25 protein-coding genes are annotated in these 26538 nt (G+C 37.7%); 9 read left to right on the forward strand and 16 right to left on the reverse strand.

Translation table 11 applies throughout. From position 1 onward, the window contains the following. Nucleotides 1-3: 3 nt before the first annotated feature. Entirely contained in the window at nt 4-639 is a 636-nt protein-coding gene (locus tag BK580_RS20970) for a LysE family translocator (RefSeq protein ID WP_078382215.1), read from the forward strand. A 48-nt stretch (nt 640-687) separates the two neighbouring features. Here the strand turns inward: BK580_RS20970 and BK580_RS20975 are convergent, their stop codons facing one another. Then, nucleotides 688-1932, reverse strand: coding sequence for a helix-turn-helix transcriptional regulator (locus tag BK580_RS20975; protein ID WP_078382216.1), 1245 nt, complete (start codon nt 1930-1932; stop codon nt 688-690). A gap of 227 nt (nt 1933-2159) precedes the next feature. On the opposite strand from BK580_RS20975, the gene BK580_RS20980 reads away from it, so the two are divergent. Further along, complete coding sequence (locus tag BK580_RS20980; protein WP_078382217.1) at nt 2160-2528, forward strand: hypothetical protein; 369 nt, start codon at nt 2160-2162, stop codon at nt 2526-2528. Then, nucleotides 2525-4093, forward strand: coding sequence for a sodium/solute symporter (locus BK580_RS20985; protein WP_078382218.1), 1569 nt, complete (start codon nt 2525-2527; stop codon nt 4091-4093). Before BK580_RS20980 ends, BK580_RS20985 begins: the two co-directional genes overlap by 4 nt. Nucleotides 4094-4304: 211 nt before the next feature. Here the strand turns inward: BK580_RS20985 and BK580_RS20990 are convergent, their stop codons facing one another. The 4 genes from BK580_RS20990 to BK580_RS21005 all read right to left on the reverse strand — a co-directional run bounded on the left by BK580_RS20990 (nt 4305) and on the right by BK580_RS21005 (nt 8945). After that, complete coding sequence (locus BK580_RS20990; RefSeq protein ID WP_078382219.1) at nt 4305-4658, reverse strand: DUF1801 domain-containing protein; 354 nt, start codon at nt 4656-4658, stop codon at nt 4305-4307. A 999-nt stretch (nt 4659-5657) separates the two neighbouring features. Next, complete coding sequence (gene aspA, locus BK580_RS20995; RefSeq protein WP_078382220.1) at nt 5658-7100, reverse strand: aspartate ammonia-lyase; 1443 nt, start codon at nt 7098-7100, stop codon at nt 5658-5660. Nucleotides 7101-7287: 187 nt separating this feature from the next. Continuing rightward, on the reverse strand, nt 7288-8379 hold the full coding sequence (locus tag BK580_RS21000) for a DUF4179 domain-containing protein (protein WP_078382221.1): 1092 nt from the start codon (nt 8377-8379) through the stop codon (nt 7288-7290). Further along, nucleotides 8376-8945 carry a sigma-70 family RNA polymerase sigma factor gene (locus BK580_RS21005; RefSeq protein WP_078382222.1) on the reverse strand — a complete coding sequence of 190 codons (570 nt, stop codon included), beginning with the start codon at nt 8943-8945 and terminating at the stop codon, nt 8376-8378. Before BK580_RS21005 ends, BK580_RS21000 begins: the two co-directional genes overlap by 4 nt. A 251-nt stretch (nt 8946-9196) precedes the next feature. Between BK580_RS21005 and BK580_RS21010 the strand changes: the two genes are divergently transcribed. After that, complete coding sequence (locus BK580_RS21010; protein ID WP_078382223.1) at nt 9197-10030, forward strand: MBL fold metallo-hydrolase; 834 nt, start codon at nt 9197-9199, stop codon at nt 10028-10030. A 17-nt stretch (nt 10031-10047) separates the two neighbouring features. Here the strand turns inward: BK580_RS21010 and BK580_RS21015 are convergent, their stop codons facing one another. Then, nucleotides 10048-10368, reverse strand: a complete 321-nt coding sequence (locus BK580_RS21015) for a YciI family protein (RefSeq protein ID WP_078382224.1) — start codon at nt 10366-10368, stop codon at nt 10048-10050. Nucleotides 10369-10704: 336 nt separating this feature from the next. Here BK580_RS21015 and BK580_RS21020 point away from each other — a divergent pair, with 336 nt between their 5' ends. Further along, nucleotides 10705-11373, forward strand: coding sequence for an O-methyltransferase (locus BK580_RS21020; protein ID WP_078382225.1), 669 nt, complete (start codon nt 10705-10707; stop codon nt 11371-11373). A 59-nt stretch (nt 11374-11432) separates the two neighbouring features. On the opposite strand, the gene BK580_RS21025 is transcribed toward BK580_RS21020, so the two are convergent. The 5 genes from BK580_RS21025 to BK580_RS21045 form a co-directional block, all read right to left on the reverse strand. Continuing rightward, complete coding sequence (locus tag BK580_RS21025; RefSeq protein WP_078382226.1) at nt 11433-12158, reverse strand: alpha/beta fold hydrolase; 726 nt, start codon at nt 12156-12158, stop codon at nt 11433-11435. A 699-nt stretch (nt 12159-12857) separates the two neighbouring features. Next, the gene (locus tag BK580_RS21030; protein WP_078382227.1) at nt 12858-13052 is read right to left on the reverse strand and encodes a hypothetical protein; all 195 of its coding nucleotides are present in this window, start codon (nt 13050-13052) and stop codon (nt 12858-12860) included. A 515-nt stretch (nt 13053-13567) separates the two neighbouring features. Further along, the gene (locus tag BK580_RS21035; RefSeq protein ID WP_078382228.1) at nt 13568-14980 is read right to left on the reverse strand and encodes a PASTA domain-containing protein; all 1413 of its coding nucleotides are present in this window, start codon (nt 14978-14980) and stop codon (nt 13568-13570) included. Beyond that, nucleotides 14973-15644, reverse strand: coding sequence for an ABC transporter ATP-binding protein (locus tag BK580_RS21040; RefSeq protein ID WP_078382229.1), 672 nt, complete (start codon nt 15642-15644; stop codon nt 14973-14975). The genes BK580_RS21035 and BK580_RS21040 overlap by 8 nt, the downstream gene beginning before the upstream one ends. Before the next feature lie 104 nt (nt 15645-15748). Further along, a complete protein-coding gene (locus BK580_RS21045; RefSeq protein ID WP_078382230.1) occupies nt 15749-17209 on the reverse strand; it encodes an ABC transporter permease in 1461 nt (486 codons plus the stop codon). 742 nt (nt 17210-17951) lie between these two features. Here BK580_RS21045 and BK580_RS21050 point away from each other — a divergent pair. Continuing rightward, on the forward strand, nt 17952-19505 hold the full coding sequence (locus tag BK580_RS21050) for an ABC-F family ATP-binding cassette domain-containing protein (RefSeq protein ID WP_078382231.1): 1554 nt from the start codon (nt 17952-17954) through the stop codon (nt 19503-19505). Nucleotides 19506-19748: 243 nt separating this feature from the next. Here BK580_RS21050 and rlmD read toward each other — a convergent pair whose 3' ends face one another. From rlmD to BK580_RS21060, 3 genes are all read right to left on the reverse strand, one after another. Then, nucleotides 19749-21140: a 23S rRNA (uracil(1939)-C(5))-methyltransferase RlmD gene (gene rlmD, locus BK580_RS21055; protein WP_078382232.1), complete on the reverse strand. Its 1392-nt coding sequence runs from the start codon at nt 21138-21140 to the stop codon at nt 19749-19751. A 231-nt stretch (nt 21141-21371) separates the two neighbouring features. Continuing rightward, complete coding sequence (locus tag BK580_RS23775; protein WP_169865189.1) at nt 21372-21545, reverse strand: hypothetical protein; 174 nt, start codon at nt 21543-21545, stop codon at nt 21372-21374. 13 nt (nt 21546-21558) lie between these two features. Next, on the reverse strand, nt 21559-21750 hold the full coding sequence (locus tag BK580_RS21060; protein WP_078382233.1) for a PLDc N-terminal domain-containing protein: 192 nt from the start codon (nt 21748-21750) through the stop codon (nt 21559-21561). 190 nt (nt 21751-21940) lie between these two features. Here BK580_RS21060 and ptsG point away from each other — a divergent pair, with 190 nt between their 5' ends. The 3 genes from ptsG to BK580_RS21075 all read left to right on the forward strand — a co-directional run bounded on the left by ptsG (nt 21941) and on the right by BK580_RS21075 (nt 25226). Further along, a complete protein-coding gene (gene ptsG / locus BK580_RS21065) occupies nt 21941-23953 on the forward strand; it encodes a glucose-specific PTS transporter subunit IIBC (protein WP_235864146.1) in 2013 nt (670 codons plus the stop codon). A gap of 161 nt (nt 23954-24114) precedes the next feature. Next, on the forward strand, nt 24115-24570 hold the full coding sequence (locus tag BK580_RS21070) for a hypothetical protein (protein WP_078382235.1): 456 nt from the start codon (nt 24115-24117) through the stop codon (nt 24568-24570). A gap of 197 nt (nt 24571-24767) precedes the next feature. Beyond that, nucleotides 24768-25226, forward strand: coding sequence for a hypothetical protein (locus BK580_RS21075; RefSeq protein WP_078382236.1), 459 nt, complete (start codon nt 24768-24770; stop codon nt 25224-25226). Nucleotides 25227-25317: 91 nt separating this feature from the next. On the opposite strand, the gene BK580_RS21080 is transcribed toward BK580_RS21075, so the two are convergent. Both BK580_RS21080 and BK580_RS21085 read right to left on the reverse strand, forming a co-directional pair. Next, a complete protein-coding gene (locus BK580_RS21080) occupies nt 25318-25875 on the reverse strand; it encodes a GNAT family N-acetyltransferase (RefSeq protein ID WP_078382237.1) in 558 nt (185 codons plus the stop codon). 117 nt (nt 25876-25992) lie between these two features. After that, on the reverse strand, nt 25993-26508 hold the full coding sequence (locus BK580_RS21085; RefSeq protein WP_078382238.1) for an HIT family protein: 516 nt from the start codon (nt 26506-26508) through the stop codon (nt 25993-25995). Between the last annotated feature and the right edge of the window lie 30 nt (nt 26509-26538).

The raw sequence follows: 26538 nt of genomic DNA on the forward strand, positions 1-26538 counted from the left end.
TGGGTGTATGGGATTATAAATTTAGAGGTGTTTTTATTAACAGCAGTTTTGCTGAATTTAACGCCAGGTACTGATACTATGTATATTGTGAGTCGGAGTATTTCGCAAGGTAGGGTAGCTGGGATTTACTCAGCGCTAGGAATTTCTGCTGGGGTTATTGTTCATACGTTGCTCGCAGCCTTTGGATTATCGGTTATTATGATGCAGTCTGTTTTTTTATTTACTTTCATCAAAATTATCGGTGCGCTATATTTAGCGTATTTAGGAATTAGAATGCTACTGGCAAAAAAGAATGTAAAACAGCAACAAACCTTACCGAAACATACTAATAAAAAAATCTTCCTACAAGGTTTAATAACCAATGTTACTAATCCTAAAGTAGCGCTGTTTTTCTTAGCCTTTCTCCCCCAATTCATTAGGACCGATGTGGGTATTTCAAGCCCTATTCCGTTTATTATCTTAGGGCTAATTTTCACTTTGACTGGGGGCATCTGGTGCTTAATCACAGCTTTCTTTTCCTCCATGGCTACAAGCAAATTAAGAGGAAATTCAAAAGTAGAGACGGTTTTAAATAGATTAACCGGAATCGTCTTTATTGCGATGGGTATTAAGCTACTTAACACGAAGGTTCCATCATAAATGAACTTAAAGAGCATTTTCCATGCTCTTTTTATTTTGTTTTATAAATTAAACAAAAATAATTTCTTCTGTCGCTCTGTAATCTCTTGGAGAAAGGCCAACATACTTTTTAAAAGTGCCACTGAAGTAATTCGGCGTATTAAAGCCCAGTTCCTCTGCAATCCACTCAATCGTATGATTAGTATGACGTAAAAGCCATACTGCACGTTGCATTCGGACAAAAGTGACATATTCTACAAAATTTCGTCCTGTTTCTTGTTTAAAAATCTTACTGAAGTAGGGCACGCTTAGGTTTATTTGACCGGCTACCCGCTTTATGGAAAGGTCTTCGTTACAATAGCGAGCAATATAGTCTGTACACTTTTGAAGCTGTAAATCCTTCGAGATCTCTTCAAAATAACGTAATGAAAGTCGTTCATAAGGGGAGGTCCTTCTAGCTTTAGATGCTTCCTGATAGGAACGATGAAGCATCAGTGGCTCACGATAGAGAGAGCCTACACCTATATAAAGATAGATTCCATAGTCTTTTTCCAAAACTTGAATAGCATCAAGAATCCTATTCTCTCCTTCTTTCCAGTTTTTTAAGGAAATGTACTCGGATGGCACTTGGATAAGCATGAGCAAATGTTTTCGATAGGAAAGAAATGATAGCTGATAACCTTGAAAGCGGTTTCTAAAAACCTCTTGAATCATCTTAGGAGGATGCCAGCCATCTTGTTCTCTTTTGACAGGGCCACGTACAAATCCCTGAAGGAAACAAACTACATTTGGTATTGCCTCACCTGGTAGAAAAAAGCGAGACTGAATTAGTTCCTCTTCCGTCTGGACATCACCAGACATTAACCGACGCAGAAATGCCTCTTGAAAAGGTAACGTATTACGATCTACTATATGTTCAGAATGAACCTGATTATAAAATTCTTCTTTTTCAAGGAATCTAGTACTCACATTTTCTAACTCCCTGATAGCCCTTTTCAATGTACGAAGAAAGAGATGTTTTTTCACAGATTTCACCAGAAGGTATCTTAGTTTAAACTCAAGGGCAAGTGGTGAAGTATACAATAAGGTTGGGTCTAGTAGTGGGACAATTATGCATTCTTTATTCCGTTTACGAAATCGATGTATTTTCACCCAATCGTGCCATTTTCTTACTTCGATAACTGCAATATGTATCTCAAGGTGATTAGATCCCTCATTAACTAATGTACAATGATTCTTAAATTCTTCTGTAATCCAGTCAGCTAGCTTTTCATACTCTAGCTGATCTTCTATTGCTAGACTAATTGAATACATACTTTTCCCTCCTGCCTTACTATGCTGCGGCTCTGTAAAGTAATACTCTTATCCAAATTATAGTACAAATATTAGATTATATTAAATATTTGTATATTTCTGATAATTTATTGTAAGGTATATCTCCTCCATATAAAGTAAAATCATTTTTATACAATCTTCACTAAAATAAAGGAGGGTAAATTTGGAAAGGTAAAAGTCTAAATCATATGAAGGAGGAGTATCCGATGGCTGGGGATTATACGGAGTACGATTATGTAGCGGCAGATACAATAGATGTTAGTGAGCTAAAGCCGCTCGATCCAGAAACCAAAAAGATCATGAAGGGTGAATTCAGTACTGGTCTTAAACTTACGCTCTTTTATTATATTTTTATCTTTGCAATTCCTATTTTAAATTGGTATGCAGGTGATTTCATGTTCTCCCGTATGTGGGGTGGCATGACATATAGTTGGTTTTTTACTAGTATTGTAGCAATGGCGATGGCTTTCATTATTGCTTACATCCATACGGCTCTTTATGAAAAACGTTTAAAGAACAACCAAAAGTTCTCTGACAGTACCACAACACCTACTGATAAAGGGAGAACACTATGATGGCCATGTTATTTGAACCTAAATTACTATTAACCATACTCCTAATGGGATCGATTGTTTATATCACCTATCTATCAAAGAGGAATGATACTGCATCTGATTATTTCGTTGGTGGACGAAGCTTCGGCTGGTTTACAAACGGTTCAGCAATTGGTGGAGACTATTTAAGTGCTGCGACTTTCCTTGGTATTGCTGGTCTAACATATCAGCTTGGCTATGATGGCGCCTATTACGCCTTTTGCTTCTCCATTGGACTGACTCTCCTTGCCATATTTGTTGCAGGTCCACTTCGTCGATTTGGTGCCTTTACAGTAGCAGACTTTTTAGCTTATCGTTTTCACAGCAAACGCGCTCGCCTCGCTGCTGTTGTTGTAGTTCTTGCAATTTCCGGTTTCTATGCAGCTCCTCAGTTACTTGGTGCTGCCCAAATCTTAAGCATGTTCTTCGGGACAAGCTATGAGTTCGGAATAATCTTTACATGTACGGTTATGATTTTCTATGTTGGGATCGGTGGAATGAAGGGTACTACTCTCAACCAGGCTCTCGAATTATGGATTCGTCTTGGTGCGTTTCTCCTTATGGTAGGGGCGGCAATTTATGGGGGACTTCATTATCAGGAAATATTAGCATCTATTAATGAATTTAAAGGTGTCATCACTGGTACTGCGGGAATGACTACAGATGGAAAGGATATACCATTTGATGGTGCTGTTTGGACGGGTACAGGTAACTACTTCCCATCATTCTGGCAAACTATATCCATGACAATCGGACTTTCACTCGGTACGATTGGACTTCCACACATCCTATTGCGATTCTATACAAATCCAAGTGCAAAAGCAGCACGAAAATCAGCTCTTATGGCGATTGGAATTGCAAGCGTTTTCTTTTTCTTCGCTGTGTATCTTGGAGTAGTTGGACGCTCTATCTTTCTAAGTGGCAATGCAGATCCAGAAGTAATGAATGACCTTATCACTGGCGGAAATAATATGGTCGTGCCATCTACTGCTCAAGCACTTGGTGGAGAATGGTTACTTGGTCTTGTTATCGCCGGCGCTTTTGCAGCGGTATTCTCGAACCTTTCCGGTTTGTTCATCGCAAGTTCTGGTGCCTTAGCGCATGACTTGTATGCAACTTTCTTACGCAAGAATATTACAGAGAAAGAACGTGTAGTAGCTGGTAAAGTTGCTATTATAATCCTTGGTGTTTTATACGGTGTTCTAGGCCTTATGGTAAAAGAAGCTTCCATCGGCCATCTGGTCGCACTGGCCTTCACCGTTGCAGCCAGTACATTTACCCCAATCTTTATCTTGGGAATTTGGTGGAGAGGAATGACAGAAAAAGGAGCAATTGCCGGACTCGTATTAGGCCTCCTTGCTTCCATGTACATGATTTTCTTTAAGTCTACCCTTCCTGAGTTCCTACAGTTTAATGTACCTGGCTTAATTACCGTTCCAATTGGCTTCCTATCCGTCTACATCGTCTCAAAAATTGACCGCAAAGTGCCTTCTGATGTAAACGAGTTTATGAAAAAAGTTCACTCGAAAGAATCAGAAGCGGCATAGAAGTAAAGATGGAAAAGGTTGTTTAAAAATAATAGACGAGCATATTGAAGTGAAAACCAAAAGACTGCTGGATTTTTCAGCAGTCTTTTGGTCATGCTTTAGGCAGTTGTTAATTTCTACGAACTGGGCTAGGGCTAGCATTGTGGGTATCATAGAACTAGCAGGAGGCACGATACTATCTTTTGTGTTACAGCTTCCGATTCAGCTCTCTTCACTTATTCAATTCTATTGCTTTCTGAATAAGTGAAATATACAAATCCGGCCTAATATTCTCTACTTTTTTCACCTGTATATGACGCATTTGTTTGCCTGTACCTTGCAAAACACCCTCAGTGTCATTAAGTTCTGACCCTTGGTAAAAACCGAGATTGACGTGATTTTTTGCAGGCGCTAAATAACATACTAGTCCACTTTGTGCGTAGCTTGGCTTAGACCATTTAATTTCTTCGACTAATTCAGGCGATGCCTCAAAGATGATGTTCCTTAAATTCAACGTGATTTCCTGAATATGCTCAGGAAGTTTTTCTATTAAATCTGTTACCTCTAACTTTTTTCTTGAATTCATTATCATCCTCCTCATCCCATCATCTAATTTTACAATAAAAAAATTTACTTCTTTAAATAAAAAACATCATGACAGTTCCAATTAGTGTAAGAGCAATAACATGATACCCAACCGCTATGTAATAGAGAGACTGTGCATACTTATTGCTAGAACTAAGCCAAAAAACTTCTACTTCTTTCTCCTTCCCATTTAAAATTATCATTCGACATTTTTTCAAATTACACCTTTATATTTTCGGTTTATTCTAAAATAACTCAAGAACAGCTTGAACAGATTCACACTACTATCATTTAACTAAAAATGTTTGTCTAGTAAGTTTGATAGTATCTTTCATCTATCTCCCCAAAAAGGAAACTTAGTAAAAGCAACGATCATCAAAAACGGCTATTCTTTTAAAATAGTAAAAATTAAACAAACGTTTGATTAATAAGTTTGTCGAATCGCTTTATATCAGCGATGAACAGACTAGTTAAAAAAGGAACTTTTTAAAAAGATTTTGCAAGATAATGATTAGAAGACTTCGAAACAGTCTCTTCGCTTTTTTTATTTTGTAAAGTGAAAGAAAGAAGCTAGACGGGGGATTTAACATATGGATACTGCTTGGGAATAATGGACCCTAACTGACATCAGTCTATACGGAACCATCCACCGTACATTTTTACACTTCCATAAAAAAGCCTCCTACAAGAAGTAGAAGGCTTTTCATGCCAAAATACGTTTAATTCAATTAGACTCCTCGTTTCAGGAATTCCTAAAGTTAGCCAAGTATAAGCAACGATCACCAAAACGGCTATTCTTTTAAAATAGTAAAAATTAAACAAACGTTTGATTAACAACTTTGTCGAATCGCTTTATATCAACGATGAACAGACTAGTTAAAAAAGGAACTTTTAAAAAAGGTTTTGCAAGATACTGATAAGCAAACATCGGAACATTCTCTTTGCTTTTTTGGTTTAGCAAAACGAAAGAAGCTAGAAGCTAGAGAAACATCCACCTTTATTATTTAGAAACTGCCAAATCTCTTAGTAACGAATCGCCAGATATACCTGGGTTTGTCATTTCATACGGGTCCAGAATCACATTCAGTTCTTCTTCTGACAGCACATCGTATTTCAAGCAAAGTTCTCGGACTGGTACACCGTTTAAAATAGCCTCTCTAGCGATTCGAGATGCTACTTCATATCCGATATGTGGGTTAACTGCTGTAATGACTCCAACACTCTTTTCCACATACTCTTTTAATCGCTCTTCATTGGCTGTTATTCCTTTTAAGCAATGCTCTGTAAAAGTGCGGAATGCATTATTCATAATACTGATCGATTGAAGCAGGTTGAAAACTAACACTGGCTCCATGACATTCAATTCCAGCTGACCAGCTTCTGATGCCATACAAATGGTGTGATCATTTCCAACTACTTGGAACGCTACTTGATTAATCAGCTCTGGCAAAACAGGATTTACTTTTCCAGGCATGATGGAAGATCCTGGCTGCCTAGCAGGTAACATAATTTCCGCTAATCCAGCTCTTGGCCCCGATGCCATCAATCGTAAGTCATTCGCGATTTTTGACATGTTCAACATACAGATTTTCAACGCTCCAGAAACCTCGGTGTAAGCATCTGTATTTTGTGTTGCATCGACAAGGTGATCCGCACCCGTTAACGGAAGTCCACTGATGTCCTGAAGGTGTTCTACAACTAATTCAATATAACGGGGGTCCGCATTTAATCCGGTTCCAACCGCTGTTGCTCCCATATTCACTTCATATAAATGTTGTCTCGATTGTTTAATTCTTTTTATATCACGTTCTATCGCACGGCTATATGCTTCAAATTCCTGTCCAAGACGAATTGGAATTGCATCCTGTAGGTGAGTGCGTCCCATTTTGATAACGTGATTGAATTCTCTCGCCTTTTGTTGAAACGCTGCGTGCATTTCTTCCATCGATTCCAACAATTTTTCTAATAGATTCAACGTGGCAATATGAATCGCCGTTGGGAAAGCATCATTCGTAGATTGCGACATATTGACATGCGTATTAGGACTACAATTAGAATAGTCGCCTTTTTCTTTGCCCATTAGTTCGATCGCCCGATTGGCGATCACTTCATTTATATTCATGTTAATAGACGTTCCTGCTCCACCTTGGATCGGATCGACAATAACTTGATCATGCATGTTTCCAGCCATCAACTCTTCTGCTGCCTTGACAATGTTTTCCCCTATTCCGGAATAAAGACGTTTAATATCCATATTAGCAAGTGCAGCTGCTTTTTTCACAATCGCCATTGCATGTATTAACTCTTCATGAATTCGATATCCTGTAATAGGAAAGTTTTCAACTGCGCGCAGTGTTTGAATTCCATAATACGCATCAAGAGGCACTTCCTTCGTTCCTAAGAAATCTTTTTCTGTTCGCATCTGGCTAGTTATAATTGACATTTACTTCTTCTCCTCTAATAAGCTACAACACTTCTAGCTCTATTAATCTTTCTAGCTGTTCTATTGCTATTAAAACAAATAGTGCCGGAAAGCTCAAGGTTTGTGTACGATATTGTGGAAAAAGAATTCCATCAAGACACAGGAATAAAAGACTGCCTTTATAAAAAGCAGCCTTTTAACCGTTATATTATTTATTCAACTCAATAATAATATCATCCAATACTAAACGATCTGAGCCAACACCAACTTTTTCAGGGATTGGTTTTTCTTCTCCATTTTTCGTGATTTCAACTCCACCAGATTGAACATTTCTGAATATTACATGGGGCTTAACGATTAGTTTTGTTGCATTCGGGTCTAATTTTTCGTATGTGGCACTCCAACTTATATCATAAGAGTCCCTCTTCCCCGAACCTCCATTCACTTCACCTGAATATCTATTTCCTAAGTCGTCCCTAATCTCTAATTCAACAGAAACATCGTCCCATTGATTACTGACTACTTCAGAAACTTCTTGATTGAAATGAACAATTAAAGATATTGGTGATACGGAAATTTTCTCAATGTTTACTTTCACCCCATTGCGTTCAGAGCTCTCATAAATTAATTGACCTTGGTTACCAAGTGACTTAACAGCAAGCGCAAAATCCCATTTTCCTTTTATTTCTTCACCAGTATCAAGGTTAATGATAGTATCAATATTCCACTTGATTTTTGCAATGTCACCTTCATGACCATTAAGAGTTCTTGTGATTAAGCCTACATAATGGTTTTCATCCACCCTTTTAATTTGAGATCCTCCACTTGCACCGAGTACTCCCCGAACACTTAAAGGTAGAGATAAGTAGGGTTCTTCTCCTAAATCATGCTCACTTACCATCGAATAAGTTAATACGACAGTGTGCCCATCAAAAACAACATCATTAATGGTCACATTGACCCCATTACTTACCTCTGATACGTTCATTTCTGTGGAAAATTCCTTATAGTTTGAAAAATATCCATCTCTGGCATCATCAATAAATCTAAATATATCTCCAATTAGTGGAATACTACTGGCGTAAGCAGGAAACGTCAAACCTAAAGTTGTAGTTGAGATGCCGACTACAATAGAAGCAACTAATGCATTCCTTTTCCAATTCCATTTTTTTCTCTTTTTATTTATAGATTTTCTCAAAGCTTTTTTTACTTTCGCTTTTTCTTTTTCTGTTACTTCCATTTCTATAAATTCCGTTTCGTCTATGTCCGTATCATTTAATAGTTCGTAAATATCCTTCATATGATATTCTCCCCTAACTTAAAGGTCGTTCTTATTTCATATAGCTTCTTTTTCCCTCGATGAATTCGATTCGCAATAGAGGCTTTTGTCAAACCAAGCTTTAGCGATATCTCTTCGGTATTCAAACCTAATAAGAACTTCATGAGAAAAATTTCTCTATCGACAGGGTCTAATTTATTTAATAACTTAATCAGCTCATCTCTATTTTCCATTAAAATCAGTTCATCTTCTGCTGACTTCTCTTCATTCAGCTCCATATTTTCTGAGGAAAACTCTGTTGACTTACTTGCTTTTCTGTAATAATCAATTGCTTTAAACTTCGCAATCGCACAAATCCACTTTTTAAAATCATTAGCATCCTCACCTTTAAACTTGGTTGAGTTGTTCCAAATAGAAAGAAAAATATCATTGATACATTCCTCCATGAGCCCTTTGTTATGAACAGATGAGAGAACTTTATAAGTCACACCCTTTATCAACGGCATATATTGATCAACGATATACTCTAGTGCCTCTTCCTGTTGACGCTGCAATTGTAAAATAAAATTCTTATCATCCAATTTCATCTATCCAGTCTCCTTAATTTTTGTAAAAGCTTTTACACTATATATAACGAAGCGATAAAATCTTTTTCTCACCTTTATATTAAAAATTTTCAGATTCATTTAGTCTACCATAGTATCAAAGTGGTTTGTCATATATTAGGGGGCTGAAAAAGTAGTCCTAGCTTCACCTATCGTTACAAAATCAGTTTTTTGAGTGAGTATTCATTCATTTTTTGTTATGATTTGAGTAAAGGGATGAGGAGGTTCCTACTATGCTTTTTAAAAAGAGCTTCACCGAGCAGACGATAAATGCTGTTCAAATTGGGAACGGTACCGTTGCATTTCAAGGTGTAACATTAAACGTTCATTGCTTCGTCTTAGATGGGGTTTTAATTGATACAGGTTCAAAATCTTTAGGAAAGGAATTTACACCATTTTTTAAGCAACAAGAGATAGATCAAGTGGTGATCACTCATTATCACGAAGATCATACTGGGTGTGCTGCTTTTTTACAAATAGAACAAAATCTATCTGTTTATATGAGCGATGTAATGCTTGATTATTGTACTACGAAGCCAAATTATCCTTTGTATCGAAAATTATTTTGGGGAAAGCGTAGCCCTTTTCAAGCCAAGGCAATTGGCAAAACCTTTTCATCCCGTAACGCTACATGGGACGTGATTGAAACACCTGGTCATTCCATTGATCATTTGGCTTTTTTAAATCGGGCAACTGGCCAACTTTTTTCGGGAGATTTGTATATTCAGAAAAAGACAAAGGTCGCCCTACGTGAAGAAAGCATTCCAACCATTATGGAATCCTTAAGGAAAGTATTAACCTACGATTTTGAAGATGTGTTTTGTTCCCATGCTGGTTACTTAAAGCAAGGACGTCTAGCTTTACAAAATAAACTAGATTATTTAGTTGATCTTCAAGAGAACGTTATTAAGCTATACGAAGATGGGTTGTCAGCAAGACAGATTTCTACCACACTTTTTACAAGAAAATATCCCATCATCTTGTTTTCAGCAGGAGAATGGGATTCTTTGCATATCATTACCTCGATTATTCAAGAGCATATAAAAAATACATTGTCGGTGAAATAATTTAATAAGTTTTGGTATTAACTTTGATTTTTAATTAAAGCAACCTTATATGGAAATAATTCTGCTGTCATTATTCCTTCTGATACAGCAGGATCATTCTCCATGATTTTTAGTGCAGCCGCTTCCTCTTCAACTTCCAAGATCACAATACCAAACGTATTTTCATCGAGACCCAAAGTTTTACCTGCCATTATAAGCTTTCCTTCTTTAAGTAATGCTTGTAATTTTGCAAAATGCCTACCTACTATTTCTTCTTCTTTTTTTGTCCAGTTATCTTGATTCAGTAGCGATGGTATTAATTTCAAAACATAGATAAATTGTTTGGTTTCATTTTGCATTTGATTCACTCCATATTCTTAGATTAGATATTAAAAACGAATGTACAACTTGTAAAGAATGTACATTTATTAATTCTGCATTACTTAATCCATAACTCTTTTAACTCACTTAGTTTGAAATGAGCGGATTGGGATGTTTCTTTTTTATATAGATAAGCTCTCATTTGAAAATATGTATAAGCTCTCATCTCTTTATCTCCTATGATGGTAATGACTCAATTATAAAAGGGGACATATTAAATTTAATTATACTCTTTTTATTCTCTTTTTTCTGAACCATAATTAAGTAACAGGAGGAATAAAATAATAGAAAATGAAAATATTGGAGGCGACATAATGAGTAAATCTTTATGGAATGATGTAGATACTTATTTTAGTAGTAAGCTTCAAGAATCCGATCCGATGATGGATTCAATACTGAAGGCAAATACAGAAGCTGGCTTACCTGCCATTGATGTATCACCTAATCAAGGGAAATTACTTTACTTGCTTGCTAAGATGAAAGCGGCAAAGAATATTCTAGAGATTGGAACTCTTGGCGGTTATAGCACTGTTTGGCTCGCTCGTGCATTACCCGAAGACGGGCATGTCGTGACCCTTGAATTTAGTGAAAAGCATGCTAATGTGGCTAATGAGAATATAAAAAAAGCAGGGTTTGAGAATAAAATTGACATCATTGTAGGACCAGCACTAGAGACCCTTCCAACCTTAGAAAAAAAGGGATTCTCAAGCTTTGATTTTATCTTTATTGATGCGGATAAACCAAACAACCCCAATTATTTAAAATGGGCACTAGAGCTTTCAAGACCTGGAACAGTCATCATTGCGGATAACGTGGTACGTAATGGGAGTGTGATTGATGCAGACACACAAGATCAAAGTGTAAATGGAATTCGCCAATTTATCGATTTATTAGCAGAAGAATCACGTATTGATTCCACAGCAATTCAAACTGTTGGTTCAAAAGGATATGATGGTTTTGTTCTAGGGATTGTAAAGGAGTAAGAGAATAATAGTTCATTTAATAGGGTAGGAAGGAACATAGCTGTTTCTACCTACCCCTATTAAGTTTTGCCAATCAACTGTTTAATTGCACGAACAACCACTTCTGGTTCATCGTTTTGTATATAATGGGCACTGTTTTCAGCAATTATAAATTGGCTATTTGATGATATTTCAAGCATCTCTTCTTGCATTTCATTCCACAATACTTGTGATTCCTCTGAATAATGGGCTTTTTTCCCTGCTGATAGGACAATTAACGGTACGTTTAATTTCCTTCTTGTTTCTTTTAGCTGTTTTAAACTCTCCATAAATTCATCGTAATTACCTTCAAGCACAAACTGTTTGTTGTAGGCTTGTTGAAACTCTTCAGACATTGTTGGTAGAAATCTTTCTCGGTAATCTTCAGGTGTAGAATCAACCAAGATAAGTCCACAAACTTCACTAGTATATTTCGTTACATACAATCTTGTATTCACTCCTCCAAAAGAATGACCGACTAATATGTATGGAGGCATTATCTTCGCTTCCTGAAGCAGTTCATTTAATTCTTTTACCATCTCATGGCTGGTTCTGGGCGTATAACTAGGCTCACTTTTTCCAAGTCCCGCTCTATCATAAATTAGAACGTTAGACAACTTGGATAATTCAGCTATTACGGAATCCCAAGCCTTCGAATAATCTCCATATCCAGCATCCATTACGATTGTTGGTTTCCTCTTTTCATCTCCAACCAATTTAGCAAATAGTTTACAATTATTGATTTGTACAAACATCTCTTTTGTCATGTAGCATGTTCCTCCCTACCAGCATCCGTAGTTAACTTCAAATACTTTGCAAACTAAATAATATTACAGCGAGTATTTAGCTTTCATACTTCCGATGAAAATCTTTGTTTTCTTCAAAGTCCAAGCATCAAAGTTACTAATAGAGCTGAAATACTTAACTTTGTAAAAGTAGCCATTTCCATTTCTATATTCGACATAGTATATGGACTACCTTCATACATCCATGTCAACATGTAACTTTGTACAATTTCTGATACCCCTAAGCAAATAGTACCGCAATAAAAATTTCAATCATTTTTTTCATCTTATCGCCATCCACATTCAATTTACGTATGTTCCATATTTAAAGTTTCACATTATTGTATATCTCTACCTAGATAATAGGACCTCCTATGAAGAAGAACAAGTATTCCCGGCTTTTTTTGTTTTAATAAGGGGTCATAGAAAATGTCCCTACACCCCATTTTCTTTTTCAAACGCATCAAGCAAGGCCCGCACTTCATCTGTTGATCATCGTGCTTCTTCCCTTATTTTCAAACTCGTACATTCAGTAAAGTAAACCAGGTGTAAATTGCCTATGTTTATTTTAACGAAATCCAGCCTGAATGATACTTTAATAAACCAAAAAAGCAGGTGGGGTTCTTAACTTACCACCTGCCCTACTACTTACCCTTTATCAACTAGATTCATCTCAAACACTTATTTCTCAACAAGCCGCGCCACTTCATGTCCGCATTTTTTACACTTTCCTTTTAAGACGATTCCAAATTTATCCTCTTCAATCGTAAAACTATTAATGGTAGCAACATCTAAACAGCGCGCACAAAAAACATTATCTCTAATTTGACTTCTGATATCTTTAGGAATGGAGAGCCATTTTTTATTTGCATCCATATGAGCACACCCCTTCTCTATTTTACGGAAGTTCTATTCTTGCAACTTCCTCACAATGTACGGTGTGTGAGTGTCCACAGGGACAGGTTCCTCGTACATTTTTTTATAATACTAGAAAAATAACACAACGACAGCATGTTCCTCCGCTCTTATTTTTTTGAATAATTCAAAAAAAATTCTGATAGTAAGAGTAATACTATAATTTATTGATTTAGAGCCTCCAGAGGTAAAATTAGGTTCAAAAGAGACACACCAAGGTATTTCGAGTAGGATGCAAACCAATTATACCTCTCACACCATTTAAGACGTGCTCACACTTGAAAATCAGTGGTTTACGATTTCGGAGGAGGGGGAGGGGACACTGGACCTGTGGTCGCCCAAGCTTTCCGCCCACCCACTACATAAAGGCGCTTTCCATATCAGGAAAGCGCCTTATCTAATCTATTTGTGATTAAGGAGTTGCTATGATATGGTCCTCGTAATCTAGGCCATTGACGATATAAAATGTTATACACTTATTCTCCCTTAATCACTGGTTCGGGTGAGGCAGAATCATTCCTACTGACATGTACTTCAACCGTATAGGTCATAGCTATAAATTGATTGAATGCACTCATATCTACAACTGTACCTTTTATTTCTGGGGAGTCGACATATTTTACAATGTAATTAACATTGGCTCCCTTTGATTGGTAGTCTTCATAAAATAACCTTGGTAAATCTCCATCTAATTGACCGCGATAATCTCTTAAATACGGGCGTCCTAGTGAATACACCACAGTGACGGCTGTATCCTCTTGGTCCGTTAGTTTCGTACCTGCTTCAATGGATTGTGAAATGAGCTTCCCATATGGGGCATCGGCGTGGAATCTTTGTTTTACCGATAACATCAATCCTGTTTGTTCACTCGCTTCGTCTAGTGTGAGCTCTCCGAAATTCGGGACGATTGTTGCCTTTCCTAAGGAGACTTTCACCTTCATTTGATCCTTCTTAGCAATTTTTTCGTCTGCTTTTACACTCTGACTGATAATCAAATTAGCTTCAATGGTGTTGGAATCTTCTTCTTCATATTCCATCTCAATCATGTTTGTTTTGGCCCATTGTTCCACTTCTTCTTTTGGTTTGTTAGAAAAATCCGGAACAGTGATATCCTTTACAAACACTTCTTCGCCTTTAGACAGGTACACAGCAGCGCTATCTTTTCGTTGATATTCCTCAGCCGCAATATTGCTATCTCTTATTTCCAGTCGGATGAATTCCCCTTGCTTAATTGATTCACTGAATTCGTACACAACTTTGAGATTTTTTGCATGATTTTCCTCAATCCAATTTTCAATCTCGGCTTGACCTAGCAGTGAAAAATCAGGAAGGGGAATAACATCCTCAGGGTCTGCCCCTTTGCTACTTACAAATTGAACCGTTTTTCCTTTGCGGATTTTATCTTTAACTGAAACACTTTGTGAAATAATTTGATTTTCTCCGTACTCATTACTATATTCTTGAGTTAGTTCCATTTCTAAGCCGTTTTCCGCTACCCAAGTACGTCCTTCGGAAACAGGCTTACCCACAAAGTCTTCCATCTTTACATGGACCATTTGATAGTATATGAAAAAGAGTAGGATACCGGCAAGGACGGATCCAGCAATTATGATCCCTTGCTTACGAAGTTTATTTCTCTTATAGTCGGGGTCCACTTCTACTTCTTCATCTGGCCTATCGTTGTCAACATCCCGTTGCGCCATATTAGAATAATATCTACTTTGTGTAGTTTTGTTTTCAAAATTACTACTAGATGACGGTGCCGTCTCTACTTTTGGCTCTTCTTGTATTTCTTCACTTTTTGGTTCATTCTTTTCCCTAGAATTTTTTTGCTCGCTCTCCAATTTATCATAATTATCTTTACCAAACTTGGATAAAAAGTCACTCATAAGGGGCCAAGACACCTTTTTTCAGTTGGAAGATATGATCAGATTGTTGAGCAACTTCTTGGGAATGGGTTACCACGATAACGCACTTTTGATGTTCGTGTGCTAATTTCTTAAAAATAGCGATGATTTCTTGTTCCATTTCTTCGTCCAGGTTTCCTGTTGGTTCATCCGCAAGAATCAACTCCACATTTGTTGCTAAGGATCTTGCAATAGCGACACGTTGCTGTTCTCCACCAGAAAGTTGGTTTACCCTGCGATCCGCCTTACTTTTACCAATGCCGATATAATCTAGCAGATTGTATGCGACAGTCATTTTATCATCCGGCAACGGGTTTTCTGTGATAGACATCGGAATTAATACATTTTCTACTGCTGTAAAGGTAGGGATCAGATTATAGTTTTGAAAAATAATCCCCACATTATTGCGGCGATAATGATCGTAACCAATACCTTTAATATCTTGTCCATTAAACAAGATAGATCCATTTTGTGGCGTATCCAAGGCACTTATAAGGGATAGAAAAGTACTCTTTCCAGATCCGGATTGTCCTAAGATAGTATAAAACTTTCCTTTTTCAAAGGAAATGTTTGTATCTTTTAATATAAAACGGCGATTTTCACCATCTTGGTAGTAATAATTCAAGTCTTTTACTTCTAATATCATGTTTCATCACCTTTCAGGTTGTAGGTTTACAAAATATAAAATTTTTTTCATATGATGTTTACTTTCTAATACAAAGGGGTATCTATTAATAACGCTCTGCCTATTTACAACATTATCTTTCTAGGATTCAATCGAATGATGTAAATAAGCGGTAGAATCGTTGATAATAGAATCGTTGCAATCCCTACTCCATAGAATAAAAAGATGAATGAAGCATCTAGTGACACTTGATAGGATGCAATGACATCATCTGTGGTCAAATTAGAGTGAATTTCAGAAATTGGATACATCCAGTTATCGTCGTTGTTCTGACCTTTCTCCGCGTTAATCATCGTATCTGAAACGCCTTGGGCTAAATAGTTCCCAGTGAATAAGGATAACGTGATACCAATAAGAGAGATGATCATGACTTCTAGTATGATTTGTCCAACTAGTCGCCCACGACGTTCCCCTAATGATAAGTAAATGCCTAATTCACGTTTACGATCTCGTAAGAACAGAAGTACGACAAGACCGATAATCAAAACGGTTGTGATGATTGCTGCAATCAACACATAATTGGATAGTTTTGACATGGATTGGATTGGTGCAGAAATCGTTTCGTATTGATCACTAGCTTTCCGCACTGTATATAGTTCCGGTAGCAATGGCTTCACTTCTTCTTCAAAGGATGCACTATCTTCTGGCTTGTTCAATACAAAAATAGGCGTATAGTACTCGGATATTTCTTCATTTTCCATCAGCTTTGCAAGTTCCGGATCAGACTTTATATACTCTTCCATATGTGCTCTATTTTCAGCTAATACCACTTCATTTGGTACATAAATGGTATTTTGAAAATCCATATCCATGAAGTCATACATGCCTTGATCTTTGTTCGATCCTTCTTCCTTCTTCACCGACTGCGGCTCGAAAAATCCTATTATTTCCAACACAACATCACGAGTAGAAGCAGGTTTGTCACTACTTGGACCATAGATTTCACTATTTAATACGAACGTATCACCAATTTGAAGACTATTTTTATCAGCCAATTTTTTAGACACAATGGCTACCGAAGAACCATTCTCTATTTCTTCCGTATTAAAAACACGCCCATCACTCAATTTTGCTTTCTGTTCTTCAAAATCAAGAACAGGTGCATAATTAATCCCTTTTAATTTATAATCCATACTTAGGAAAGAATCATCCGTTTCAAAATCTTCTTGATGCTCTCCTCTGTAACTTTTAAGCGTTTTTGAACCTAATTGGATATTTGTATTATAGTCATAGTATTTTACATAGGATAATCCGCCAATCTTCTTAATCAGGTCGAGATCTAAGTTTTTAATCTCATACTCTCTCAATTCTTCATCCGACATTTCATACAAAGCATCGTAATCAAGCTCGACCGTTGTTGCCGCACCTAATTTTTCTTTAATACTTGTCTCTACATTCCCCGTTGCTTGTTGAATGGAAATTGCTCCTGAAATCAAGTTGCCTAACACAAAAATAACCAACAACAAAATAATGGACTTTCCTTTATTTCTTGTAATGCTCAACAATCCCCGTTTGATAAAATTCATGTACAAACCCCCCTCTAATAGTTAGGGTACAGCAGCTCACCTTGGTTACGGTAAATCTCCTTTGGACTTTTTTATATGTACAGGACAAAGAACTACCACTCCTCTTACGGAAATGATATTTCTAGAAACAAGTAGTTTAAAAGCAACTTCGAGTTTTTTCTTTTACTTTCCCCTAGTAACGACAATGCACCCCATATATAGACGTAGTAAAGTAGCAAAAAGTTCCATAAAATATCAAAAAAACCCAAAATAATTTATATTAATCTTAAAAATTCAATGAGATTCAAAAACAATTCACTACTATCATCAAAGAGATAGAAAACATAATGAAAAACAAAAAGGCTGCACTTCGCATGAAAATAAGGGGGGAGAATCATATAGATGTGGTAGTGTTTACCTTAGCTTTGTTTTTTTCGTACCTTCCACGCCCATAAGGCAGCTCTATTACCTATACTCCTTCGTTATATGTTAGAACTCAACCAATTCTTTTATTTTTTGTATAGTTATTCCCATATGGAAATAACTCATTTCTTCCCTCCAGGTTCAGTTGTATAATAGACTTTGGTCCAATTTTCATACTCCCAATTAAATGTGATTCATTAATCTCATTTAATTAAATAGAGGCAGACTTCAATTTAGCCAAAAATCGAATGACATTTTTCACAGAAATAACTTCAATATAGAAATAGCAGCTAAAATTTAGTAAGATATCCACATGTGATATTAGATAAGGGGTTAAAATATGAGCGTATTAAACGTAAAAGATTTAAGTCACGGTTTTGGTGATCGTGCGATTTTTAATAATGTGTCTTTTCGACTTTTAAAAGGTGAACATGTTGGACTAGTAGGGGCAAATGGTGAGGGTAAGTCTACTTTCATGAATATTGTTACTAGGAAGCTGCAACCTGACGAGGGTAAAGTGGAGTGGTCACGAAAGGTGAGGGTTGGTTATTTAGATCAGCATGCTGTACTTCAAAAAGGCACTACGATGCGTGAAGCTTTGAGTACTGCTTTTCAATATCTTTTTGATGCGGAAGCAGAGATCAATGAACTTTATTCAAAAATGGGTGAGGAAGGTGCTGATATCGACGCACTGCTTGCTGAAGTTGGAGAGCTACAAGAAACTTTAGATAGTAATGATTTCTATCAGATTAATTCTAAGGTTGAGGAAGTTGCACGTGGTCTAGGATTAGATGATGTTGGGCTCGACCGAGATGTACATGATCTAAGCGGTGGGCAACGTACGAAAGTGTTGCTTGCTAAGCTTTTGTTAGAAAAGCCTGAAATTCTATTACTAGACGAGCCTACGAACTATTTGGATGAACAGCATATCGAATGGTTGAAGCGCTATTTACAGGAATATGAGAATGCATTTATCTTGATTTCACATGATATTCCATTCTTAAACAATGTGGTTAACTTGATCTATCACATGGAAAACCAAGAGTTGAATCGCTATGTAGGCGACTATGATAACTTCTTAAATATTCACGAAATGAAGAAGCAACAGCTAGAGTCTGCTTACAAGCGTCAACAACAAGAAATTGCGAATTTGAAAGATTTCGTTGCCCGTAACAAGGCAAGTGTTGCGACTCGTAATATGGCGATGTCTCGTCAGAAGAAGCTCGACAAAATGGAAGTTATTGAATTAGGGAGAGAGAAGCCAAAACCAGAGTTTAATTTCAAAGAAGCACGTGCAGCTAGTCGTTGGATTTTCACGACTGAGGATCTTGTTATTGGTTACACGGAACCACTTTCTCGCCCTCTGAGTTTGAAAATGGAACGTGGACAAAAAATTGCATTCGTCGGTGCAAACGGTATTGGTAAGTCTACTCTTTTAAAAAGTATTCTTGGGTTGATTAATCCGATTTCGGGTAATGTGGAACGTGGTGAGTATCAACACGTCGGTTACTTCGAGCAGGAAGTAAAACAGTCCAACTACAACACTTGTATTGAAGAAATTTGGAATGAGTTCCCAAGTATGAATCAGGCTGAAGTTCGTGCTGCTCTAGCAAAATGTGGATTAACGACGAAACATATTGAAAGTAAAATCGAAGTCCTTTCTGGTGGCGAAAAAGCCAAAGTTCGATTGTGTAAAATTTTAAACACAGAAACGAATTTATTAATTTTAGACGAACCTACCAATCACTTGGATGTGGATGCAAAAGAAGAATTAAAGCGTGCTTTAAAGGCATATCGCGGAAGTATCTTGATGGTATCCCATGAACCTGAATTCTATCGTGAAATTGCGACTGATATTTGGAATTGTGAGGATTGGACAACGAAAGTGTTTTAAATAAAGATTAAGGGGTACCCAATGAGTAATATTTTACTTGGGTACCCCTTTTTTATTAACCATCTGTATTTGATCACTCAGTTAAAGAGACTTGGCGTGGTGCATATCATTCAGTTTCTCAATATTATATCCTGTTGAAAGAGCAAGACAGTGATTCTAAATTATAATGTAAAAGAAGACGGCACACCGGTTATTCATTACCGATTTGCCGCCCCAATATTTGAATAGAAGCAGGTTTTCCCCTTAACGGGAGCCTGCTTCTTCTTTTAAAATCATCTGCGATACTACCTCAACGTGATTCGTATGCGGAAACATATCAACCGGCTGCACTTCTACTGTCTGATAGCCCCCATCTTCCAACACTCGCAAGTCACGAGCAAGTGTCCCAGGATTACAGGATACATAAACGACTTTTTTCGGCTTCATTTCAATGATTGTCTGTAATAGTGCTTCGTCGCAGCCTTTACGTGGCGGGTCAACTACTAATACATCTGCTGTGATGCCATCTTTGTACCAGTTAGGGATAACCACTTCGGCTTCTCCTACTCCGAACTCTACGTTTTGAATGCCATTTAGTTTTGCATTGCGGTTCGCATCTTCTATTGCTTCTGGGACGATTTCTACTCCATATACTTTTTGTGCTTTTTGAGCTAGAAATAAGGAAATTGTCCCGATGCCACAGTATGCATCGATAACCGTTTCTTCTCCCGTTAACCCTGCATACTCTAATGCTTTGTCATACAAAACTTTTGTTTGATCTGGGTTCACTTGGTAAAAGGAGCGGGCAGAAATAGCAAATTTAATGTCACCTATGAAATCATAGATATACTCTTCGCCCCATAGAACCTTTGTCTCCTCGCCAAAAATCACGTTTGTCTTTTGCGGATTAACATTTTGTACGATGGATTTCACTTCTGGTAATGCTGTTGTAATGTCTTCGATGATTTGTTTTTTATTCGGAAGATCCGCTGTTCTCGTAATGAGAACAACCATCGTCTCTCCTGTAACAAGCCCGTATCTTGCCATAATGTGGCGGAGGGTTCCTCTATGGGATTTCTCGTTATAAGAACGTACACCATGGGTTTCGCAAATTCCCTTGACCTTTTGCACAACACGATCATTCGTTTCCTGCTGAATGAGACAATCCTTCATCTCAATAATTTCATGGCTACGTTGTTGGTAAAAGCCAGCGATTAACCCGCCTTCTCTTTCGCCAACGGGTACCTGCGCTTTGTTGCGATAACGCCAAGGCTCTTCCATTCCAAGCACTGGATGAACCGGAATATCTTTTAAATGTCCGATGCGTTCAAGCACGTCTTGTACTTGCTTTTGCTTAGCAAGTAACTGGCCCTCGTAGCTAAGGTGCTGCAATTGACAGCCGCCACATTGTTTATAGATCGGACATGGAGCATCAACACGATAGGGACTTGGCTGATAAATTTCCTCTAAGCGCCCGAATGCATAGCCTTTTTTGACTTTCGTTATTTTTATCTTAATGGCTTCCTGTGGTAGTGCATTGGACACAAAGATGGGATAGCCACTAATTTTCGCTACCCCTGCGCCGTCATGTGTGAGATCTTCCACAGTCACATCGTAATAGTTATTTTTTTGAACTGGTGGTTGTAATACCGTCATGAGTTTTCTTTCCTCCACGTTAAAATCGCTGTTCCGATTGTATCACATGAAGGTCACCCTCTTCCAGTTCGTTCTTACCTTCTAGCTATAAGATTAATTTCTGAGAGTTATTACTATTAGATTTAGGTAAGTCCTCTTTACTCAACATTTTGGAACTAATTAAACGAACGGAAGGATTTAGAGCCAATATAAAACCAAGACAACCGAAAGAGAGGTGCAGTTGCAATTTTACTAGTCCGCGTTTCGGACAATTAAGTACGCAATAAATCCAAGTGGTCCTAAAATAAATACGATTAATGCCCATAAACAACCAATGTTCGTGCCTCTTTTATCGGCTGAATCGTTATAAACCCATATTAGTGCGATTAATCCAATAACCCACCATAATATAGCGAATAACTCCACAAAACCATCTCCCCTAATTATTATTCCGAACAATCAAGTACGCAATAAGACCAATTGGTCCTGTGGCAAACACAACTAACGCCCATAAACAACCGATATTGGTGCCTTGCTTATCTCTTGCATCACCATACACCCAAAAAAGTGCGACGATGCTCACTATCCAAAATAAAGGAATAATTAAACCGAATATCGTAAAAAGCTCCATCCCACTATCCTCCATTTCCCCCTGTTTCTACTATATTTTACGAGTATATGAGGCAAAAAGTTTCATTTTTCCAATTTGTTTAAAATAAAGGAATTAGGGGAAAGTAAAACCAATTTTAAATCTACATAATAGGAGGTTCCTATCTGTGAAACGATTATTTGGTGTACTTCAAAAAGTCGGAAAAGCGTTGATGCTACCTGTTGCCCTTCTCCCTGCTGCTGGGATTTTGCTTGCTTTGGGAAGTGCTTTAAAAGAAGAAAATTTATTAGAACTTGCCCCGTTCCTTGGGGCTGACTGGATTCAACTAGTGGCTTCTGTCATGGATGCTGCAGGAGGGATTGTTTTTGGTAATCTTCCTGTACTATTTGCCGTTGGGGTCGCAGTTGGTCTAGCTGGAGGAGAAGGTGTCGCTGCTCTTGCTGCCATTATTGGATATCTTATTATGAATGCCACGATGGGAGTAGTAATCGGAGTAGAAGAAACAATGTTGGCGGACCCTGCTTATGCGAATGTGCTTGGGATTCCTACCCTTCAAACTGGAGTATTTGGAGGCGTTATCGTCGGAATACTCGGTGCCTTTATGTACAACAAATATTTTAACATTGAGCTTCCATCATATTTAGGCTTTTTTGCTGGAAAACGTTTTGTTCCAATCGCTACCGCTGCATCAGCTGTTGTGCTTGGGATTGCCATGACTTTTATTTGGCCACCCATTCAAGGAGGGCTTAATGCTCTTTCGGAAAACATGATTAATACGAATTTGACCTTGTCCGCGTTTATTTTTGGTGTAATTGAACGGGCGCTTATTCCATTTGGTCTGCACCATATCTTTTACTCGCCGTTTTGGTTTGAGTTTGGATCGTACACGAATAATGCTGGTGATTTGGTTCGAGGAGATCAAGCCATTTTCTTTGCACAGCTTCGTGATGGTATAGAACCAACAGCTGGAACGTTTATGACAGGGAAGTTCCCATTCATGATGTTTGGTCTTCCAGCAGCTGCACTTGCAATCTACCATACTGCTCGCCCTGAAAAGAAGAAGATTGTTGGTGGTATTATGGCTTCTGCTGCCCTTACTTCTTTTTTAACAGGTATAACCGAGCCAATTGAATTCTCGTTCCTGTTTGTTGCACCATTACTATTTGCCATCCATACGGTTTTTGCAGGGCTGTCCTTTATGATTATGCATATATTACATGTGAAAATTGGGATGACTTTTTCAGGAGGAGTTATTGATTACCTCCTTTTCGGAGTCGTTCCAAATCGGACAGACTGGTGGCTCGTCATACCTGTGGGACTCGTGTTTTCTGTGATTTACTACTTCGGCTTCCGCTTTGCCATAAAGAAGTTTAACCTACAAACACCAGGTCGCGAAGATGTAGACGAGGATGAGGATGGAAGAGCCCCAACTACTGCTGGCGATTTACCATTTGACGTCTTAGAAGCAATGGGAGGAAAAGAAAATATTGCCCACTTAGATGCTTGTATTACAAGACTACGTGTGTCAGTAAATGAAATTAGTTATGTTGATAAAACCCGTTTGAAGAAGCTTGGAGCTGCCGGGGTTCTCGAGGTAGGGAATAATATCCAAGCAATATTTGGCCCGAAATCGGATATTCTTAAATCACAAATGAAGGATATCATAGATGGCAAAACCCCACGTCCAGCTAAAGCAGACTCGAAAAAAGAAGTTGAGCAACAAATTGAAGAGATTAATCCGGATGCTTTGCAAACGCAATCTGAAGAGGAAGGCTTCCTCTCGCCAATTAAAGGGGAAATTAAGCCACTTGATGACGTACCAGATCAAGTCTTCTCCAGCAAAATGATGGGCGACGGTTTTGCTATCTTACCATCTGAAGGAATTGTTGTTTCACCTGTAGATGGAGAAATAGTCAACCTTTTCCCAACAAAGCATGCCATTGGAATTCAATCGAACAGTGGTCGAGAAATACTCATCCATGTAGGAATTGATACCGTTAACTTAAAAGGTGAAGGCTTTGAATCATTAGTATCACAAGGCGATAAGGTGACAAAAGGCCAAGAGCTCCTTCGTTTTGATATTAAGTTTATTGAAGAAAACGCTCCATCCATTATCACACCAATTATTTTTACAAACCTGAATGATAACGAAAAAGTGAAATTGAATAAGCAAGGAAATGTAGGATTGAAAGAAGCTGGGATTATGGAAATATCAAAAGGATAAGAGGGCAAAGCGCTTGGATGCAGGAGAATCCAAGCGTTTTTTTGTGCAATTTCCAACCTCAAATCGGTAAATGATTCCAAATGACGTAATAATAAGGATTAGAATAAACGCTCCCTGTACTCCTGCATAAAATAAAGAAATTACTTTGAGGAGTTGGAACGATGACCACTACAACTGATTCGTTTGAGTATCTCATCCGTACTCAATTTGCATTTTCCACAGATGCTTCTGCGCTTAGCTGTATTTTGGACGGAATTGCCGAGCGTAAGATCAATGTGAATGCATTTCAACAAACGAAAGCAAACAATCTTTATCATGTAAGGTTAGTTATTGGTAGCAGTGAATCTGAAAACACTCGCGATTTATATGGTGTTCGAAAAGTGCTTAGTAGCTTAAAACAAAAATTCACAGAAAAACAAGTCATTCAAATTATCCAATTACGTGCTGGAAGACCTGGACAAATTAATGAATTATTCGCTGCCCTTTGGTGCCATGTTACAGTTAACTCCATTTATATTGGAGAAAAAACAAATGTATATGTTGATACATCTGATATAGAGCAAACCATCAGCATTCTTTCACAGGAAGAATTGGAATTATGTGAAAAGGATTGCTAGTTTTCCAAAGCGCAATAACCTTGATAAGGATAAGAGGATATTTACAATCAGCTTCTAGTCTCCGACACATAAATCCTCTTATGACATCAAGGTACTAATCTAACCAAACACGTTTGTATCAAGAGAACCTTCATTTAGTCCAAGCACTCACCCCCTTCCTACATAAAATATAGTAAAAAGGAAAGGAGTGAACCTAAATGAAACAGTGCTTAGATTTTAACATCCGAACACAGTTCACTTTTCATGTCAACGATCTTACGTTTAGCTGTTTGCTGAGTGGACTTGCTGAGCAAGGAGTAAACATTAATGGCTTTCTCCAAACTATCGAAAAGAAACGCCTTAATTTTGTGAGAATGGTTGTTGGCTATACAAATCAAGAAACGGAAAATGACCTTCGAATAATGAGAAAAATTCTTCGAAGACTCGACGTGAAATTTCAAGAAAAACCAATAATTCAGCTTTTAGACCTGCCATCTGACGTTCCTGGACAAGTCAATACAATATTCGGTGCGCTATGGTGCAACCTGCAGGTAAACGCCATGTATATTGGAGAGGCAACTAATTTGTACTTAGATGTTTCACACATTGGCAATGCGATACGAATCCTCTCGCAAACAGATCCGGAGCAGTGTCTGAAAGTTTGTAAGAGGCACTGACCACCTCCAACTTATTATCCTTTTTTGATTAATTCTTCATAACAAAAAAAGCACACACCATTTCACGAACATGCTGTGTGCTTTCGACTACTTAATGACCATACAAAGCTTCCCATTCTTCTCTTAAAACACCCATTTTCACGGAATCATAGAGCTCACCATTGTAGGTTCTGGCTTTTCTTATCCTAGCTTCCTCTTGCATCCCAAGCTTTTTACCTACTTGGATCATTCTTCTATTTCCAGACCAAGTGGTATAACCGATTCTCGGGATATTTGGATAGTTTTCAAACAAGTAATCTACCCAAAGCTTGATCGCTTCTGTTCCATAGCCGCCACTCCAATATTCTGGTAAATAAATGATAATTCCTACTTCCATCCAGTTAGAGGGCTGATGCTCCCAATAGTACGTCACCGTTCCGATGATTTTCCCTTCCACTACAATAAGTCGTTGTGAATCAAACCCATTTTCTATCAGCTTACTCATTGACGTTTCATATTCGGAGAACGCTATTCTTTCCAAAGGAAAATAAGGTGCATCCCATTTCTTGTACTCTGGCTCTTCTTCCCCGTAGATAAGCTCCCAGAGGATAGATAAATCTTCTTTTTCTAGTGCCTTAAGTTGTAGCTTGTTTCCTTGAATAACAAACATAATATTGAACTCCACCTTCTAGATCTATGTTTTCTCTATTAAATTTAGTTTTGAAATAATATATACTATGTAACCATGATAAATTTCTTGCTTTCAGCTTTACAACATGAGTGTAAATCAGATGTTATGAAACTGCTCTACTTCAAAGTCAGCTTCATAAGCTTCTTTCATTAACTTATGAATAACTTCGCTCAGTTTGTCTTTTAATTCTCCATGAGTTTCGGCACAATATTGGTATTCGGCATTACTCCATTTTTCACTAGGATATTGCCAAACAGGGTAGGGAATTCGGTCTTTTGGCTCCCAATGATAACGCGGAAACACATGAGCGTGTAAATAAGCATCCGTATTCCCATAGATAGAATAATTCACTCTTCTAGGACTACATACTTTTAAAATGGCTTCACCAATCAAACTCATATCAAATAAAAATTCACTTCGTTGCTTAAATTCTAGTTCTTCGAGTGAGCCAAATGGTTTTGACGGTAAAAGCACACAATATCCAGGTAAAAACTGTGTGTCACCGATAGCAGCAAATCCACTTTTCATTTTTACGATTACCATTGGGTTTTCTCCTTGATGCGCAGATAAAATCCGATCCTTTTTCCACTCTTCTTTTAAACTTCGGTTCATTTCCAATCTCCTTCACGTTTTCCTAATTGA

This window comes from Sutcliffiella halmapala (genome assembly GCF_002019665.1).
GTDB lineage: Bacteria > Bacillota > Bacilli > Bacillales > Bacillaceae_I > Sutcliffiella_A > Sutcliffiella_A halmapala.